General features: G+C 52.4%; 12 protein-coding genes. 6 read left to right on the forward strand and 6 right to left on the reverse strand.

Annotated elements, in window-relative coordinates; genetic code table 11:
• Window positions 1-163: 163 nt before the first annotated feature.
• The 3 genes from KKG35_16155 to KKG35_16165 all read right to left on the reverse strand — a co-directional run bounded on the left by KKG35_16155 (window position 164) and on the right by KKG35_16165 (window position 3,527).
• The gene (locus tag KKG35_16155) at window positions 164-928 is read right to left on the reverse strand and encodes a hypothetical protein (GenBank protein MBU1739661.1); all 765 of its coding nucleotides are present in this window, start codon (window positions 926-928) and stop codon (window positions 164-166) included.
• A gap of 418 nt (window positions 929-1,346) precedes the next feature.
• A complete protein-coding gene (locus tag KKG35_16160) occupies window positions 1,347-2,003 on the reverse strand; it encodes a response regulator transcription factor (protein MBU1739662.1) in 657 nt (218 codons plus the stop codon).
• Window positions 2,004-2,144: 141 nt separating this feature from the next.
• Window positions 2,145-3,527, reverse strand: coding sequence for a sensor histidine kinase (locus KKG35_16165; protein MBU1739663.1), 1,383 nt, complete (start codon window positions 3,525-3,527; stop codon window positions 2,145-2,147).
• Between the two features lie 416 nt (window positions 3,528-3,943).
• Here KKG35_16165 and KKG35_16170 point away from each other — a divergent pair, with 416 nt between their 5' ends.
• From KKG35_16170 to KKG35_16180, 3 genes are read left to right on the forward strand one after another with little or no spacing between them, the layout of a single operon-like run.
• The gene (locus KKG35_16170; protein ID MBU1739664.1) at window positions 3,944-4,858 is read left to right on the forward strand and encodes a DUF362 domain-containing protein; all 915 of its coding nucleotides are present in this window, start codon (window positions 3,944-3,946) and stop codon (window positions 4,856-4,858) included.
• A gap of 10 nt (window positions 4,859-4,868) precedes the next feature.
• On the forward strand, window positions 4,869-6,452 hold the full coding sequence (locus KKG35_16175) for a 4Fe-4S binding protein (protein ID MBU1739665.1): 1,584 nt from the start codon (window positions 4,869-4,871) through the stop codon (window positions 6,450-6,452).
• Window position 6,453: 1 nt separating this feature from the next.
• The gene (locus KKG35_16180; protein ID MBU1739666.1) at window positions 6,454-6,777 is read left to right on the forward strand and encodes an AF1514 family protein; all 324 of its coding nucleotides are present in this window, start codon (window positions 6,454-6,456) and stop codon (window positions 6,775-6,777) included.
• Window positions 6,778-6,801: 24 nt separating this feature from the next.
• Here KKG35_16180 and KKG35_16185 read toward each other — a convergent pair whose 3' ends face one another.
• On the reverse strand, window positions 6,802-7,590 hold the full coding sequence (locus tag KKG35_16185; protein MBU1739667.1) for an amidohydrolase family protein: 789 nt from the start codon (window positions 7,588-7,590) through the stop codon (window positions 6,802-6,804).
• 356 nt (window positions 7,591-7,946) lie between these two features.
• Between KKG35_16185 and KKG35_16190 the strand changes: the two genes are divergently transcribed.
• On the forward strand, window positions 7,947-9,290 hold the full coding sequence (locus tag KKG35_16190; protein MBU1739668.1) for a TrpB-like pyridoxal phosphate-dependent enzyme: 1,344 nt from the start codon (window positions 7,947-7,949) through the stop codon (window positions 9,288-9,290).
• A 444-nt stretch (window positions 9,291-9,734) separates the two neighbouring features.
• On the opposite strand, the gene KKG35_16195 is transcribed toward KKG35_16190, so the two are convergent.
• Together KKG35_16195 and KKG35_16200 are read right to left on the reverse strand one after the other, a co-directional pair.
• Window positions 9,735-10,709: a zinc transporter ZntB gene (locus KKG35_16195; GenBank protein MBU1739669.1), complete on the reverse strand. Its 975-nt coding sequence runs from the start codon at window positions 10,707-10,709 to the stop codon at window positions 9,735-9,737.
• A gap of 19 nt (window positions 10,710-10,728) precedes the next feature.
• Entirely contained in the window at window positions 10,729-12,867 is a 2,139-nt protein-coding gene (locus KKG35_16200; GenBank protein ID MBU1739670.1) for a mechanosensitive ion channel, read from the reverse strand.
• Between the two features lie 333 nt (window positions 12,868-13,200).
• Here KKG35_16200 and KKG35_16205 point away from each other — a divergent pair, with 333 nt between their 5' ends.
• Together KKG35_16205 and KKG35_16210 are read left to right on the forward strand one after the other, a co-directional pair.
• Window positions 13,201-15,318 (forward strand): patatin-like phospholipase family protein, encoded by a 2,118-nt coding sequence (locus KKG35_16205; protein MBU1739671.1) that lies wholly within the window; start codon window positions 13,201-13,203, stop codon window positions 15,316-15,318.
• A 160-nt stretch (window positions 15,319-15,478) separates the two neighbouring features.
• The gene (locus tag KKG35_16210; protein MBU1739672.1) at window positions 15,479-16,702 is read left to right on the forward strand and encodes a hypothetical protein; all 1,224 of its coding nucleotides are present in this window, start codon (window positions 15,479-15,481) and stop codon (window positions 16,700-16,702) included.
• The last annotated feature ends 32 nt before the right edge of the window (window positions 16,703-16,734 follow it).

Below are 16,734 nucleotides of genomic sequence, written 5' to 3' on the forward strand. Positions count from 1 at the left end.
GCGCACTGTTTTCACCCTTCGGGTATACGTTTCGCAAGAGCAGATAAGCTGCTCAACTCAGCTTTATACTCTTTTCACGGGAAACAGTCAGAAAAAAACCGGGCAGACCCCGGTGCAGGACCGAAAGAAAGCGGATGACTGATTTTCAGCAGGAACAGAAGTCTTACGAGGTAACATTTTGCCGTAAATGATTTTCAAAATCGCTTACCACCTGGTTGAATCTTTTATAAAGGTTTGCGTTTTCGTGTTGAAAAGAAATCCCGTAATGGACGATAGATGAATTGATGTCCTGATAAATCCGGGTGATTTTTCCCTTGGTGATAAACGGCAGAACCCGATGGGTGGTGCCGTTCTCCTTGCTGCCGGCATCCGGCGGAATGGTCAGAAATATTTCGTTGATCATTGAATGCATCGGGTACCTGGAGACGGAAGAATTGTCACAGATCAACATGCCGCCTTCACTGATGTTTTTGACGTGAACGATATCGATCAGGTTATTATGGTTCTTGAAGATCGCTTTGGTCCCGGCAGGGGCGGGAACCCGGCGATGACGTCTTTTCAGGAGGGTGTATATTTTTTCCGGAATCCTTGCGGAAAGTACTGTTGCCCCATTCTCAGCATCTTCAACCAGAAAAAATTTCCAGACCTTGCTGTTGTTGCGGAAAAAAACGTGGAATGAGGTGGTGGAGTCCTGCCATTTGAAGGGCTTGTCAATCTTCAGCCGGTCGTTTTCAATCTTTATCGTCAGGTACTGCCTGTATACCCGGCCGCTGTCCGCGATGATGGTCAGGTGATAGTCTCTGATATCATCAATGACCTGGTGGCTGTTTTCCCGGATTGGCATCGGGGCGCAGTTCTCCGTGCTTTCGATGAGCCACGGGGCTTTTTTGGCAATATTGACGAGCAATTCCCTGGTGTTATTGATCATATTCCTTACCCTCTGTCAGGCGCTTCCTTTCAGCCCGGCACCTGATCCATCAACACTGATTTTCCTTAAAAAACCTCACCTTGACGGTTCACTATCGGCTAAATCATGAATTTTGTCTGTAGGGAGATTTTGATTTGTGCTGTGGGGAAGGTTTTAAATCCTGCTGATTCTTACTCAACTTTCTGAGTTATGTTAATCTCACGATAATAAAGGGGTTTTGGCGATTTTTTCGTGCCTGTATCCCGCAAGAAGTCAGAAGCCAGGAGTCAGAAGCCAGGAGAAAAGCTTAAATAATCAGTCATTCTGGCTCCTGACTTCTGGATTCTGGATTCCAAATCATGGAATGCAGCCATGACTTTGGATCATTTTATGACAGCAAACCAACATCTTAAGGCAAGTCAGAAAGTTGAGATTCATATTATTCGAGTGGGGTCAGGCCGTGTTTGATGGCGAATTTTACCAGCGAGGGAATATTCGGGGTTCCCAGTTTTTTCATCAGCCGGCTCCGGTACGATTCTATGGTCTTCACGGAAAGAAAAAGAATGTCGGCGATCTCGGAACTTGATTTGCCTTCAACCACCAGCTGGACAATCTCTCTTTCCCGCGGACTCAGGGATTGAATGGGACCTTCGGCATGAGCTTTTTTCCCATCAAGGAGCATTTCTCCGGCCAGGGTTTCTGAAAGTCGGTGGCTCAAGAATTTCCGGCCGCGATGGACGATGGTGATCGCTTCAAGGACCTCCTGCCCGGCGGATTCCTTGAGAAGGTAGCCGGAGGCGCCGGCATTGAATGAGTTATGAATATATTCCGCCGTGGCATGCATCGAAAGCATCACCACTTTGCAGTCCGGACAGAGTTCACCAATTTTTCGGGTAGCCTCGATGCCGTTCATTTCCTCCATTGCAATATCCATCACGATCACATCCGGACGGAGGTTTTCGGCCATCTTGATGGCCTGTCGGCCATTGGCGGCCTCGCCGACCACTTCAATGGTTTCATAGGAGGCAAGAAGACTGCTCAAGCCTTCACGCACCAGTCGGTGGTCATCGACAAGCAGAACTCTAATTTTCTTCATAATGTCTCTATTCATCCTTCGGGTATACGTCTCGATGTCTCGTGAACTCTCTTTCGCCCAGGGGGCATAAGTTTCGGATAAGCAGGCACGCTGCTTAACTTAACTAATCGGTATGAGCAGACAAGCGCATCAACTTCAGTTTTACACCTCAACAATTAATTTTGCCCCTTTGCCTTTGGCCGATTCTATGGAGAGAGTGCCGCCAAGGGCCGAAACTCTTTCCTGCATGGCGATCAGACCGAGTCCCGAGTGTTCACGATGGTGTCTGCCCAGGGTATTCGGATCAAAACCGATTCCATCATCACTGATGATCATAATGGTTCTTTCCGCCAGTCTCTCAACGACGACCTTTGCGCTATGAGCTTTGGCGTGCTTGATGATATTGTTCAACGCCTCCTGGGCGATCCGGAATAAAACCATTTCAATCTCAAGGGGGAGCCTCGGGGCTGAACCGTTCCCTTCCACCACAATCTCAAGGCCGGTCCTCTTGGTGCGCTGCTGGGCGTGCCAGCGAATCGCGGACAAGAGTCCATGATCATCCAGATTCGGAGGTCGCAGGTCGGACATGATATCCCGGATCTGTTCGGTTGTTCCTTCGATGAGGAGAAATGAGTCGGCGATACACAATTCCGCTCCGTCAATGAGACCGGCTTTCATTCGGCTTTTGATAATGTTCAGGTTGATATTCAGGGCCGAGAGATTCTGGCCGACCCGGTCGTGCAGCTCGATGGCAATTTTTCTTCTTTCAGCTTCCTCCATTTCGGTGAGGCGGGCGGAAAGGGAGCGGAGCTGGTGCTGTTGCCGGTCAACGGATGTAAACAATCTGGCGTTCTGGATCGCGATGGCCAGTGGGCCGGAAAGTTCTTCGATCGCAGGAAGCAGGGCGGAAATATCAGTCTCATTTTTGCATACCAGATCAACGGAGCCGACCAGCATGCTGCCGCTCAGAAGAGGGGTTTTGATGGTGCAAAGACCAGGGTGTTCGCGATTGTTTTCCGGATTCTGCCTGAAAATATTTCCGGGGTTCAGGATTTCAAGACCGGCAATATCATCTGTCGGTACAATATCTGCCGGTGGTTCCTGCCTGGATTTGGCTGCCAGCAGAAAGGCCAGCTGCTCGTCAAAATCGTATGAATACACCGCGATATTTTCCCAGGATCCAAGGGAGGCAAGGTGGTGAACGGCGATCCGAGCGACTGCCTCCGGGGTCTGAACTGCCAGGATGGCGTTGTACAGACGTTTTCGTGTTGCAAGGGTTTCCTGATATGCTGCCGCGCTCTTTTCGGCTTTCTCAAGCTCTGCGATCAGCTTTCGTGCCCGGAGCGAAGAATAAAAGATTAAGGCGGCGAGGATGCAAACCGTGAACAGGTACATAACCAAGGCTGCCCAGGCTCTTGCCTGTTGCTCTTCGGGGATTGTCTCGGTGAAAGCCGGATAGAAGACGAGAACAGAGAGGCTGGTCAGCAGCAGTAATGCGGCAAGGGTGGTTGTGACCAGCAGCTGCAGGATGGTGAATCTTCTCACAGATGTATCCGGGAGGTAATGTGTTGATGTCGACATCATTGTTATCGAACCGTCATTCCTTGAATAAACTAGTCTCTGGACAAGATAAATGCAATTATTCTTCATTTATCAAAATCTCCCTACAGACAAAGGTTTCATATTCAGCAATACTGAGCCACCAATAGATACATAAGAAATTATGTATCTGTTCACCTGGCCGAGGAAGACCGCCATCAAAAACAACTGTCACGGAGTTTTTCCCGGCGGTCTTCTTCTCTGAACCCCTGCTTCAGGCCCCCCCTTTGCCTGGAGCGGGGGTTTTTCTATTCAGGCAGGTCTTTCGTTTCATTTTGCATCTTTGCGCGATCTTGCCTATACTTGCCTGTACAAAGAAAGAATGAGCGTCACATGCCTATCACCTGATCCAGGAGGAGGATATGGACCGAAGAGAGTTCCTCAGGCAGATTTCATTGTGGTCGGCGGGCATCACCCTTGGTGTTCCGGGGTTCCGGATCACCGGCGAGGCGGTTGCCGCCGAGCGCCCGGAGGCGGTTGTCTCCCAAGCCACCGGCAAGGATTATGTCGCGCTGGTTACGAAAGTTCTCGATCCTCTGGGGGGGATGGGGAAATTTGTGAGACCGGGCGACAAGGTGGTGATCAAGCCAAATATCGGCTGGGACAGAAACCCTGAGCAGGCCGCCAACACCCATCCCCTGATCGTGAAAACCCTGGTTGAACAAGCCCTTGCTGCAGGTGCGGGCGAGATCAAGGTGTTTGACCGGACCTGCAACGAGGAGCGGCGCTGTTATGTCAACAGCGGGATCAAGGACGCTCTTGACCGGATCAAGGATAAAAAAGTCACCTATTTTCATCCCGATCCGCGAAAGTTCATTCCGGTGGATATCAAACGGGGCAAGGCCGTCAGCCGTCTCGAAATCTACAAAGACGCCCTGGAGGCCGACACCTATATCAATGTGCCAATCGCCAAACACCATGGTTTGAGCCGGCTCACCATGGGGATCAAGAACAGTATGGGGGTGCTCGGCGGGCGCAGGGGTAATATGCATCACGATCTCGGCCAGAAGCTTGCCGATCTCGCCACGGTGATCCGCCCGAAACTGACGGTCATCGACGCCACCAGAATTCTCCTTCGCAACGGGCCGCAGGGTGGCGATCTTGACGATGTCAAAGTCCTTGACACCCTCATCGCCTCGGCGGACCCGGTGGCGGCGGATGCCTATACCACCACCCTGTTTGATTTAATACCGGAAGACATTGAGTCGACGGTCGCCGCCTATAAGATGGGTCTTGGCGAGATGAACCTTGACGCGATCAGGATCATCAGCGCGTGATGCCGAAACGATGACTGGCGGCAAGAAGATACCGCATTTCTATTGGCGGCGGCTCTGTCAGATTTTCTGCTTTGTTCTGTTCTCTTTTCTGTTCATCAAAACCGATTATTCGGGCGCAGACGAGATCGCCTATGCGGTGAATCTCCTGTTCCGGATCGATCCGCTCCTTGCCGCAACGGCCTCTCTTGCCGCCCGGACCTTTATCACCCTGATGCTGCCGGCCCTCTTCACCCTGCTCTTCACTTTTGTTCTGGGCCGGTTTTTCTGCGGCTGGGTCTGTCCGCTGGGGGCGCTGCTCGATGGAGGCCACCGGCTGGTTCCACCTGTTGGCGGAAAAGATGGAGTGTACCGGAACACCAAGTATTACCTGCTGGCTTTTCTTCTTGTTGCGGCCTGGTTCGGGTTGCCTGCCGCAGGGTACCTTGATCCTTTTTCAATTCTGGTCAGAGGGCTGACCCTGGCGGTGTATCCGGCTTTCAATGCCCTGAACACCACCTTCTTCACTTTTACCTACCAGCACGGCCCGGACTGGCTCAACAGCATGACCGAACCGGTGTATGCGTTTCTCAAATACACGATCCTTCCCTTTGATCAGAAATATTATGACCTTGCCCTGCTGTCCCTCTTCATTCTGATTTCGGTGATTCTTCTTGAAAGGGTGGAGAGGCGGTTTTTCTGCCGGAATCTCTGCCCGCTCGGCGCCATGCTGGCGGTAACCGCCAGGTTTTCCCTGCTGCGGGGAATCGGCGGGAGCAAGTGCGGAAAATGCCGGAACTGCCGGGAAGTCTGCCGGATGGGGGCCATTGACGAGGAGCGGAAGATCTCAAGATCCGATTGCAATCTCTGCCTTGACTGTGTTGCCGTCTGTCCCGGGAGAAAGATCTCCTTCGCCTTTGCCGGACGATCCGAAGCCAGAACACCCTTCAATCTTTCCCGGCGGGCTCTGGTCAGCGCCATTGGCGCAGGGGTGATTCTGCCTTTTTTCCTGAAGGGCAGAAGTATGGCCGTAAATCCGGACCCTTTTCTGATCAGGCCTCCGGGGGCGCTGCCCGAAGATGAATTTCTCGGGCGCTGCGTCCGCTGCGGCGAGTGCATGAAGGTCTGTATCGGCAACGGCCTGCAGCCGACATTTTTTGAGGCGGGCATTGAAGGGTTGTTCTCGCCCAAATTACGGGGCCGCACCGGCTACTGTGAGTTTAACTGCACCCTCTGCGGCCAGGTCTGTCCTACCGGGGCGATCCGGAAATTGGCTCTGCAAGAGAAGCAGCGGACCAGGATCGGTCACGCCTGGTTCGACAAGAACCGGTGTCTGCCCTATGCGAGCGGTATCCCTTGCATTGTCTGTGAGGAACATTGCCCAACCCCGGAAAAGGCGATAAAATTCCGTGAGGCGGTAGTTCTTGATGACAACGGAACGGAGGTGGTTCTCAAACAGCCGTATCTGGTCGATTCGCTCTGTATCGGGTGCGGCATCTGCGAAACAAAATGCCCCTTGCCCGGTGCTTCCGCGGTGCGGGTGACCAGCGCCGGAGAGAGTCGGGACCCGGACAGTATCATCCCCACAACCGGTGGAACAGGATATTTGGGAGGTTAAGATGAACGGAAAAAGCTGCAACATCGATCTGCCGGATCTGTCGGAAGTGGAGATTATTTCTCTGCCCGATGCGGAAGAAATCGAGGATTATTCCGACGCGCTGGTGGTCGCCAACTTTTACGCGGCCAGGAGGTTTGACGAATTCATGCTGATCTCCTGGTATGACCGGGACCGCGATTTCGAATCCCCCCCGCATACCACCGAAAAGCCGGGGGACGGGGAAAAGGACGGCTATATCCATTATGCCTTGAGTCACGGGGCAAAATTGATGGTCGATATCGAGAGCGGCAGGTTTGTCTTCTTTTATACCCCGGTGGAGTGGTGAAAAGCGATCAAACGCTTGAAGGTTTCAACCAAGCAGTTTTAATGCATTGCCGCAGAATATTTTTTCTTCCAGTTCCCGGCCCAGATTCAGCTCCCGGAGCATTTCCGCAACCTCATCCTGACAGGCCCACGGAGAATCGGTGCCGAACAGAACCCGGTCGGCCGGATGAGCCTGGATCATCTTCCGGGCGGCCTCGTGCTCCAGATACTGCAGGGAAAAAGAGATGTCGATATAGATATTCTTCCCGAGCAGCAATTTCCCGACTTCATCCCACATCTCCCAGGCCCCCATATGGGTGGCGATCATTTTCAGGTCGGGAAATCTTTCGATCACCCGCCTGATCCGGGAGGGCCCGGCGATGTCCTCCCGGGGAAAACCGATATCATAGCCGGTGTGCATCACGAGAATCAGGCCTGATGCGGTGATCTCTTCGTAAAAGGGGAACATTCGCTCTTCATCGATCTTGAAATCTTGGTAATAGGGGTGGAGTTTCACCCCTTTAAACCCTTCATCCCTGATGATCCGGATGTTTTCCAGGGCTTTGGGATTTTCGGGATGAAAGGAAGGAAAAGGAATCAGTTTTTCGGAGCGGATCTCTTTTGACCAGGCGAGGATTGAGTCGAACTGACCGGGCCGGGTGGCTATGGAACAGAGAACCGATTTATCCACCCCGGAGGTGTCCATTGACCTCAGCAGAGAGTCGATTCTGCCGTCCAGGCAGGGGGTGACCTTGCCCCGCGCCGCCAAGGCAGGAACTGCCGTTTCAGCGACCTTGTCGGGGAAGGCGTGGGCATGGAAATCTATGATCTTCATTGACCGTGTGCCTGAAGTGTATAGGTTTAATGAGCCTGAAGCTAGCAGGAGAATTTTTTGGATTCTCTGAACATGCAAAGAAAAACTCATTCCCCTTGGCTCGATTCAGTCAGATGGTTTTTAATGCAATCACCATTCACTCCGGGCACTTTAAACTTTAGATGCTTATAAGTTCAAGCACTTCAAACCGTTTTACCACTTTCTTGTCTCTCATGCCCTATCTGGTTGTTAGTGAGATTGATTGTCCTTGACACGGTCCGGCCGGGCCTTTAAAAAAAAACGGTGTACCAGAAAAGAGGGGGCAGGCGTTTGATCGCAGCCTGTGGCAATTTAACGAAATAAAAGAAGAGGTTATCATGAGTAAACAGATCTTTCTGCCTTATGAGGATAGGGTGACCCAGTGGTACAACGTTCTGCCGGATATTCCAAACGGCCTGCAGCCGCCCCTTGACCCGGAGAACAATCAGCCGGTAGCCCCCGAGAAACTGGGCGCTATTTTCCCTGGCGGCCTGCTTGAGCAGGAGATGAGTCCGGAGCGCTGGATCGATATCCCGCAGGAAGTGCAGGATATCCTGGCCATCTGGCGCCCCTCGCCGCTGATTCGCGCGACCTTTCTCGAACAGGCGCTCGGCACCAAGGCAAAAATCTACTATAAATACGAAGGAGTTTCCCCTTCCGGCAGTCACAAGACCAACAGCAGCGTGCCCCAGGCATATTACAACAAGCAGGCCGGGATCAAAAACCTGGCCACCGAAACCGGCGCCGGCCAGTGGGGCAGCGCCCTCTCCTTCGCCACCCAGAAGTTCGGCCTGAAGTGCATGGTGTATATGGTCCGGGTTTCATTTGACCAGAAACCTTACCGCAAGGCGATGATGCATACCTATGGGGCCGAAGTTGTCGCGAGCCCCAGCACTCTCACCCCGACCGGCCAGATGATCCTCGCCAGGGATCCCGACTCTCCGGGTTCATTGGGGATTGCGATCAGCGAGGCGCTGGAGCATGCGGTGTCCCACGAATCAACCAATTACGCGCTCGGTTCGGTTCTGAACCATGTCTGCCTGCATCAGACCATTATCGGTCTGGAGGCCAAGAAGCAGATGGCGATGGCCGGGGATTACCCCGACGTGGTGATCGGCTGCTGCGGCGGCGGCTCCAACTTTGCCGGGATCGCCAACCCCTGGCTGCCGGACAAGCTGGAAGGCAAGAAGATCCGGCTGATGGGGGTTGAGCCGGCATCGTGCCCGTCGATGACCAAAGGGGTGTATGCCTACGATTTCGGTGATCTTTCCAAACGGACCCCGATGCTGCAGATGTACACCCTGGGCCACGATTTCATCCCGCCGGGAATTCACGCCGGCGGCCTGCGCTATCACGGGATGTCACCGATCATCAGTGCGCTGTACCGCGAGAAGCTGATCGAGGTCCAGGCGTTGCACCAGCTGGAATGCTTCGAGGCGGGGGTGCTCTTCGCCAAGACCGAGGGCATCATTCCGGCCCCGGAAGCATGCCACGCGGTCCGGGCGGCGATCATGGAAGCAACGAAAGATCTGAACGAGCCGAAGACCATTCTTTTCAATCTTTCCGGGCATGGTCTGCTCGATCTTGCCAGTTACGAACAGTATCATGCAGGCGAACTGCACAACTACGAATATCCCGCCGAGGCGATTGCCGAGGCGACCAGGCATCTGCCGAAAGTCTGAAACAGTCGGGTCAGAAACGAAAAAAGGGATGGCGGAGAAATCTGCCATCCCTTTTTTATGGAATGATATCAACTTTCTGACTTGTCTTATGTTGTTGGATTGCTGTCATAAAATGATCAGTGCCATAGTGGCATTCCATGATGAGAATTGAAGCCTCCCCGCGGCAAGCCGTGGGGAATCTCCGTACGTAAGGAAGTTACACATCGAATTCGCTCGTTAACCCCGCAGCAGGTAAGGGAGCCTGCGACACTCCGAGCTGCGGGGAATGCACTCGCTGAGCGTGTTCAGGAGCCAGGAGTCAGGAGCCAGAATGACTGATTTTAAATCTTTTCTCCTGGCTTCTGACTCCTGGCTTCTGGCTTCTTGTTGAACACAGACTCGAACAAATCGCCAAAACCCCTTTATTATCGAAAGATTAGCCAAACTCAGAAAGTTGAGGAATGATCAAAGCCAGTTCTTTTTTTTGAACAGCAGGATTTCTCCACCCACGACGGCAACAAGAAAGACACAGAAAATGATAAAGGCGTTGTGGTAATCCGCGCCGGGAATGCCGCCGATATTGATGCCCAAAAGCCCGGTCAGGAAACTGAGCGGCAGAAAGATTGCCGCCACCAGGGAAAGCACATACATCCGGGAATTCAACTGCTCCGACAGCCGGCTCAAGAGCTCCTCATGGGTTACGGTCAGGCCGTCCCGCGCCTGGTCGAGATCCTCGATATAGCGGGTCATGTGGTCATAGACCTCCCGGAGCCTGATCAGTTCTTTGCGGCCGAGCCAGGGCAATTCGTCGGTCTGGAGTCTGGCCAGGGCTTCCCGCTGCGGGGCCATGTATCTGCGGAGGCTGATGGCCTTTCGCCTGATCGTTGCGATCAATCCCCGCAGTTCATGGCTCTCGGCGACCAGCACCGTTTCTTCGATCTCGGCGACTTCATCCTCAACCTCATCGATCACATCCCCCATCCGCATCATCAGCCGGGCGGCGACATCGGCCAGAAAGCCTGCGGCGCTGGTCGGGCCTTTGCCTTTTCCAAGGTTATGGATAATGTCCTGCACCGACATCAATTCCCGCTTCCGGGTGGTGATGATCCGGTTTTTTTCAAGCCAGATCCGTAAAGAGACCATATCCTCGGGATCCGCGCCGGGGTTCAGGTTGACCCCTCGGAGCGCGACCAGCAGACCCTCTTCAAAGAAAGTGCTCCGCGGTCTGGTCTCTTCGGCCAGCAATAACTCCGCAACCACGTCTTCGATGCCGCTCTTCCCAACCAGATAGGCGCGGGTTTCGGGATCGGTATAGTCCATATGGCACCAGAGGATCCCTTCCGCCGGGGTCCATGTTCTGATCTCGTCCCAGCCGATTTTCCGGCCGCCGCCTTTGGCGTCAAGAATAAAGGCGATGACCAGTTTTTTTTCCTCAGGCATGATACGGTTCTCCTGTTATCTATTCCTTCTCTTTCCCCGGTTTTGCTCGGGACAGTTCAATCTGCAGCGGTTTGCCGCTGTCAAAATGGAGATCGCGTTGCGGGAAGGCAATGGTGATCCCGGCGTCGCGCAGTCGCTCATCGACCATGAAGCGAAGGTCGCTGGAGATTCTCTGGATCCCGACGCTCTGGGTGACCGTAACCCAGTAATAGAGTTCAAAGACCAGGGCGTTGTCACCGAAATCGCCGAAAAAAACGTAGGGCTCCGGATGTTTACGGACTTCGCCGTGTTCAGCCGCCGCTTTCAGCAACTCTTCCTTGACGGTGCGGGTCGGTGAACCATAGGCGACCCCGACCGTCACTTTGCCGCGGACAATGTTGTCGCTATGGGTCCAGTTGGTGATATTGTTTTCCAGAAAATAACTGTTGGGAACCAGGATGTTGATATTTGAATAGGTCCGGACTTTGGTGCAGCGGGCGCCGATGTCCTCGATCCAGCACTGCTCGTTGTCCATCATGATCAGGTCACCTACCCGGATCGGCTGTTCGGCCATGATAATGAAACAGCTGATGAAATTATTGATCAGTTTCTGGGCCCCGAAACCGACGCCGATGGCGATGGCGCCGCCGAAGAAGGTAAAGGCGGTGAGGGGGATGTTGACAATCCGCATCGCAAAAAGAACCACCAGAATCAGAATGATGTAATGAACAAGCTTGCCGGCAATGGCAGCGGAACTGGCGCTGATGTTGAGGCGGACGAGAAGCCTTTTCTGCAGCAGGCGGCTTACAAAGCCGGTCAGGATAATGCCGAGGATCAGGATGACCAGGGAGGTGGTGATGGTGCCCAGGGTCAGGGGTTGGTCATCGATGACAAAAAGTTCCGCCTTCCACCAGCCCTGCAGTCTGGCGATGGTCACGGAAACCATTTCGGCAAGTGATAACGAGCGCCGGGCGCTTTCCAGTTCATCAATAAATCTCAGGTTCATCTGGTTGGTGTGGTTCAGGGCGGTAATAAAATTGATGGTGCTGTTCACCAGGCCAACCAGGGCGTTGCGCTGCTCGTTCAGGTTTCCTTTCGCGTCCCAGGAGAGCCCTTCCTGCCGCAGCTGTTCTTCAAGTTTACCGATCTGCAGCTGGAGACTGGTCTGTCGCTCCTGTTCCAGAGCCAGACTCTGCTGCAAACGGTCCCGCTGTTTTACCGCCCCCTCTTTGAGAGCGGTAAACTCTTTACGCTCAATCGCGCCTTTTATGAGATCATATCTCTGTTTCCAGAGCTGTTTTCTGGTACTCAGCTGCTGGATGATGTTTTCAACCTGCTCAAGCTGGATCCGGTAGGTTTGGCGCCACTGCTCGGCAACGTCCAGCGTTGCCTTTACCTTATTGATCTCGTTTTCGCCTTGTGCCCGCTCGACTTTTTTCTGGACCTTGTCCACTTCCCGGTTGGCCTGGCGGAGGTTTTTCCTGATCGCGTCTGATCGTTCCTGCAGTTCTCTTTTCTGTTCATCAATGGCGGCCAGTTGTTTGTCGAGGTCCGCCGGATCGAAATGCAGATTTTCCCGGATCCGTTCACGAACCTGACTGTTCAGATTTGCTCTGATCGCGGCCAGCTCCGCTTCTTCCCTGGCATTGGTCAGGGCCAGTTCCTGGTATCCGGTAACACCTCCGGCCAGTCCTTCATCCCTTTCGGCCTGTTCGAGCAGCCACTGGTTCTGCAGGACCGCCTGATGATCTTTGAGTTGGGCGGAATCGCTCTTCAGCTGCCTGATTTTGACGCCGGCCTCCTTGAACCGGTCTTTGGCATCGCGCAGCGCCCTTTCGCTGACGGAGACGGCAAGTAACGCGGTTTCCAGGTTTCTCTGGTTTTCCGCAAGCCGGACATTGAAGTCATCATAGAACTTGAGGGAATAGGGCGGTGACTCTTCAAGCTTCAGGGCCTCCCCGGTAGCAATCCGGTCCTGTAAGGCCTGCTTTTCCTGGAGCAGGGAGTCATGTTTGCGCAGTGCCTGCAGCTGCTGGTTGTAATAGGCGAGGGTTTCCTGGAGGATTTCCGTTCGCTCTTTGAGTTGTTCAACGGTTACATTGAGCGCCTTGGCAATATCCTCATTTTCCGAGTCGGCAAAGCTTTTGATCCGTTTCTGCAGATCATCAACTTTGCTCATAATTAATTCTTCCGGTGGCGGTTCCTGGAGTGATTTTTTTTCCGGGGTGCCATTTTCCCCCTGCGCCGGGCTTCCAAAACAGAAAAAGGTGAGAAGCAAAAGAATTGGCAGAAGGCGGGCAGGTCTGGCGGTTATTTTCATGGTGATGTCCATTTGGTATCAATTGTGTATTTCCCTGATATTCTACTCGCCTCGTTTTCCATTGGGAAACAATTTATAAAAACCGGGATGGGGCGCAAGTGCTACCTAACGATAAAAGCGCTGCAAATAATAGTAGTCAAAAATCTATTTGAGAGTTAGGGTTCAAGCAGTTCAAACCGGAGGAAATGAAAAATGATCAATGCAAAGAAACTGATTGAAAAGAATCCCGACCGGGTTGCCGGTATTCAGGCCTTCGTTTTCTGTCTTGCCCGTTGCCGTTTCAGTGTGCTGATTCTGCTGGCGGGCCTGGGCCTGCTTCTCTCCGACCAGGGTCGGGATGTCATTGTCGCCTATGGAGAAGACGGCAGGACCCGGAGTCTTGCGGTGGCCGAGGCAATCTGGGCCTGGAGTGTGTGGGGTTGGAGCCGTATGCTGCTCGATGTAAACTGGGACAATCCGCCGCACAATCCGGCAAGCTATAATTTCTGGCGTAAATGGGTGCCGCGGGTTCTCGGAAGTCTTGCATTCGCAGTTTTCGGAATCAGCGCCGGGAAGATAGGACAACATGAACTGGCGGTTTGGGCTGCAGCAATGCTTTTGCTGTTTCTGGTTGTGGTTATCAAGCGGAAACCCGTTACCAATATGGTTGCCGCCAGGCTCGGCAAGGTCAAGCTGCGGAGGGAGGTTATTTCCGACACCAGCCGCCCTGAACACGAGAGCTTCACGGAGATGCTCGGTATCCCGTGGCGGGAAGGCCATTTTACCGGAGAACGCTGGTCGTATCGGTCGTTGGCTGCCATCGCCATGTTCCTTACGTTTTTTATTCTGGCGGTGATCAGCAATATCTATCCGGTTTTCTGGATGAATACTGGAACCGGCGCCCTGATCCTGTTTTTTCTCTGGGCGAGCACCTGGCTACCGTTTGGCAGCTGGCTCAGCTATCATTGCGACCGGATCGGTATTCCCCTGTTGACGGTGCTGGTTGTTGCCGCCCTGGCTTCGAGTTTCACGAATGATAATCATGAAATTCGCGGGCTCGCATGGGAGAAGAAGAGCGACTTGCGACCAACCGTTTCCGAGGCGATGGATGCCTGGTATCAGGCGAATATTGATGATGCGAAGAATGGTCCGCCCCCCTTCGTGGTGGTCGCCACCGCCGGGGGTGGTATCCGGGCGGCCTACTGGACTGCGACCGTCCTCGGCAAGCTGCAGGATGACGGCGGAGAGAATTTTTCCCGGAAGGTTTTCGCGATCAGCGGGGTTTCCGGTGGTTCGGTGGGGGCTACGGTGTACCGGCGTCTGCTCGACACCCTTGAGCCGGCAGCGGAAAAGATGGCCGACAGCGCGCAGAAAGTAATCGATCATGATCTGCTCAGTCCACTGGTGGCGGCGCTGCTCTATCCGGATCTGGCCCAGCGCTTTATCCCTTTCCCGGTTTTGCTTTCCCGGGCCACGGCCTTTGAAAACGGCCTGGAGCAGGCGTTCAGGAGCGTAACGGAGGAGCTGGGAGTGACAGATCAAACCGGTCTCGAATACTCCCTGGGGTCTCTGGAGGTTGCAGAAAACAACTGGAAACCTTCTCTGTTTCTGAATTCCACCTGGTCAGATAACGGCCGGCGGATCGTGGCCGGCAATCTTCGTTTCGGTAATCATCCGAACGAGGCGCACGCCTTTTCCCTTTCCAATGATGAACTGGCGATCCTGGGCCACGATCTGCGCCTTTCCACCGCCGCCCATAACAGCGCCCGCTTCCCGTTCGTCAGTCCTCCCGGGATGTGGAGAGATAAGGACGAAAAAATTGCCGGACGATTACAGGATGGCGGTCTCTTTGAAAATTACGGTGCGGAAACGGCATTGGAAATCATCAGCCTGGCCTGTAGTAAATTTGCCTGTTTCGATGAAGATGTGACCGCAGAGCGTCCCCGGATCAAACCTGTTGTGGTCCTGATCAGCAGCGATCCGACCCTGCCAGCGGATCTGGCCGAGAGCCCGAAGAACAACCCGCCCCTCGGTTTCGGTTATGAGGTCCGCTCAACCTTCCGCACCTACGCAAGGGTCCGGGTCGGCCGGGGGGCGGAACTGGCTTCTCAACTGAAGAACACAATGGAGGATGTCCAGGGTTCCTTCTATTATTTCCGGATGTGCAAAAACGGTGAAGTCGGGGAACCGCCCCTGGGTTGGGCTTTGTCCGATATAGCGCAGGCAACGATTAGAGATTATTTTCGCGCAACATATAAAGAAAACCCCGAAACATGTCGTGAGAAGAATGTCCACGCAGAGCAAGTACTGGTGGATTTACTGAAGCAATAATAATGTAACGTTTTTAAGCTGGTAAAAGAAAGACACCGGGAGGCGAATTTTGCCTCCCTTTTTTATTTTCAGTTGTCAAAGAAAGAAATTATTGTTAGGCCATAACCTGACAAACCATCAAGGTGTCCTGATAAAATTATAAATGGAGGAAAAGAGAAAGATGAAGGCAAGAAAATCATTGTTGACTCTGTCGTTGTTGTCCTGCTCTGTTTTCATGGCTGCAAATTCTGAGGCTCTTGTCACAAGTTTAATTGACCCGAATATTGACCTGAGTTTTAGCAATCCAGGTGCACGAGCCAACGCGATGGGAGGGGCTTTTATCGGCGTTGCGGATGATGCCACCGCTGCCTATACAAATCCTGCTGGGCTGACAATACTTACTCAGACAGAAGCATCCGTAGAAGTTAAATCAGCTGAAATTACCACGAGAATCAGGCAGGAAGATCAGACGATTCTTGAGCTCAACAATTCAACAGACGGGGTATCATTCCTGAGTTATGCAAAACCTTCGGGTAAAAGCACTTTTGCTTTATTCAGGCATGAATTTATAAATATTGAACTTGATAAGTTTACATTTGTTTCTCCAGCAATTTTAGGGGAGTTGGCAGGAACTACATATGAGACAAAACTAAATATTAGGGGTGCAACCTATGGTGCGGGTTTGGGCGTGAAACTGCATGACAAGTTTTCAATAGGCGGGTCTATAGGTTTTTCCCAGCTGAACTATCATTATAGCGTTGATAGAAAATACCTAGACATTACCAACAGCAGGAATGAAGTGAGTGATTCTGCAATGGATGAGCAATACAGCCTTTCCCTTTTAGCTAATCCTTTTGGTGATTTGAATGTAGGACTGGTGTATAGAGTCGGTCCTGAATTAAACACAGCTTTCACATATTATGGTAGGAGGTTAGAAAATACTTTAAAAGTTCCAGATATGTATGGGATTGGAATTTCGTATCGATTTTTCAACAGTCTGACGTTGGCGGTTGATGCAAACAGAATTAAGTATTCTGATCTTTTGGAAAACTACTATTACTTTGATCCAAATAAAGTAATAAATGCGGAGTGGACTTTAAATACCGGTGATTTTGAAGCAAATGATACAACTGAGGTTCATGCGGGATTTGAGTATGTGTTTTCTATCGGAGAAACTCCTTTTGCATTGCGGGGAGGCTATTTTCACAAACCGGATCATGCTATCCATTATGTAGGTACATCAATTGCCTACTATCAGGACACCATGAAAGAGGGTGAAGATGACGATATTTTTTCAGTAGGTATCGGAGGGGTTCTGTCAGAAAATCTGCAGTTTGATATTGCAGGGAGCAGCGGTGACTTTGTTGAGGAAATAAACATCTCTTTTGTTTACAGATTTCAGTAAATCAAAATTATCACAACCTAATTAAATTAAAG

The organism is Pseudomonadota bacterium (assembly GCA_018823285.1).
Classification (GTDB): Bacteria; Desulfobacterota; Desulfobulbia; order Desulfobulbales; family JAGXFP01; genus JAHJIQ01.

Bases quoted from the DNA above. Each gene is read 5' to 3' on its own strand.
- KKG35_16155 (MBU1739661.1), bottom strand. From the start codon at position 928: ATGATCAATAACACCAGGGAATTGCTCGTCAATATTGCCAAAAAAGCC.
- KKG35_16160 (MBU1739662.1), bottom strand. From the start codon at position 2,003: ATGAAGAAAATTAGAGTTCTGCTTGTCGATGACCACCGACTGGTGCGT.
- KKG35_16170 (MBU1739664.1), top strand. From the start codon at position 3,944: ATGGACCGAAGAGAGTTCCTCAGGCAGATTTCATTGTGGTCGGCGGGC.
- KKG35_16175 (MBU1739665.1), top strand. From the start codon at position 4,869: ATGACTGGCGGCAAGAAGATACCGCATTTCTATTGGCGGCGGCTCTGT.
- KKG35_16180 (MBU1739666.1), top strand. From the start codon at position 6,454: ATGAACGGAAAAAGCTGCAACATCGATCTGCCGGATCTGTCGGAAGTG.
- KKG35_16185 (MBU1739667.1), bottom strand. From the start codon at position 7,590: ATGAAGATCATAGATTTCCATGCCCACGCCTTCCCCGACAAGGTCGCT.
- KKG35_16190 (MBU1739668.1), top strand. From the start codon at position 7,947: ATGAGTAAACAGATCTTTCTGCCTTATGAGGATAGGGTGACCCAGTGG.
- KKG35_16195 (MBU1739669.1), bottom strand. From the start codon at position 10,709: ATGCCTGAGGAAAAAAAACTGGTCATCGCCTTTATTCTTGACGCCAAA.
- KKG35_16200 (MBU1739670.1), bottom strand. From the start codon at position 12,867: ATGAGCAAAGTTGATGATCTGCAGAAACGGATCAAAAGCTTTGCCGAC.
- KKG35_16205 (MBU1739671.1), top strand. From the start codon at position 13,201: ATGATCAATGCAAAGAAACTGATTGAAAAGAATCCCGACCGGGTTGCC.
- KKG35_16210 (MBU1739672.1), top strand. From the start codon at position 15,479: ATGAAGGCAAGAAAATCATTGTTGACTCTGTCGTTGTTGTCCTGCTCT.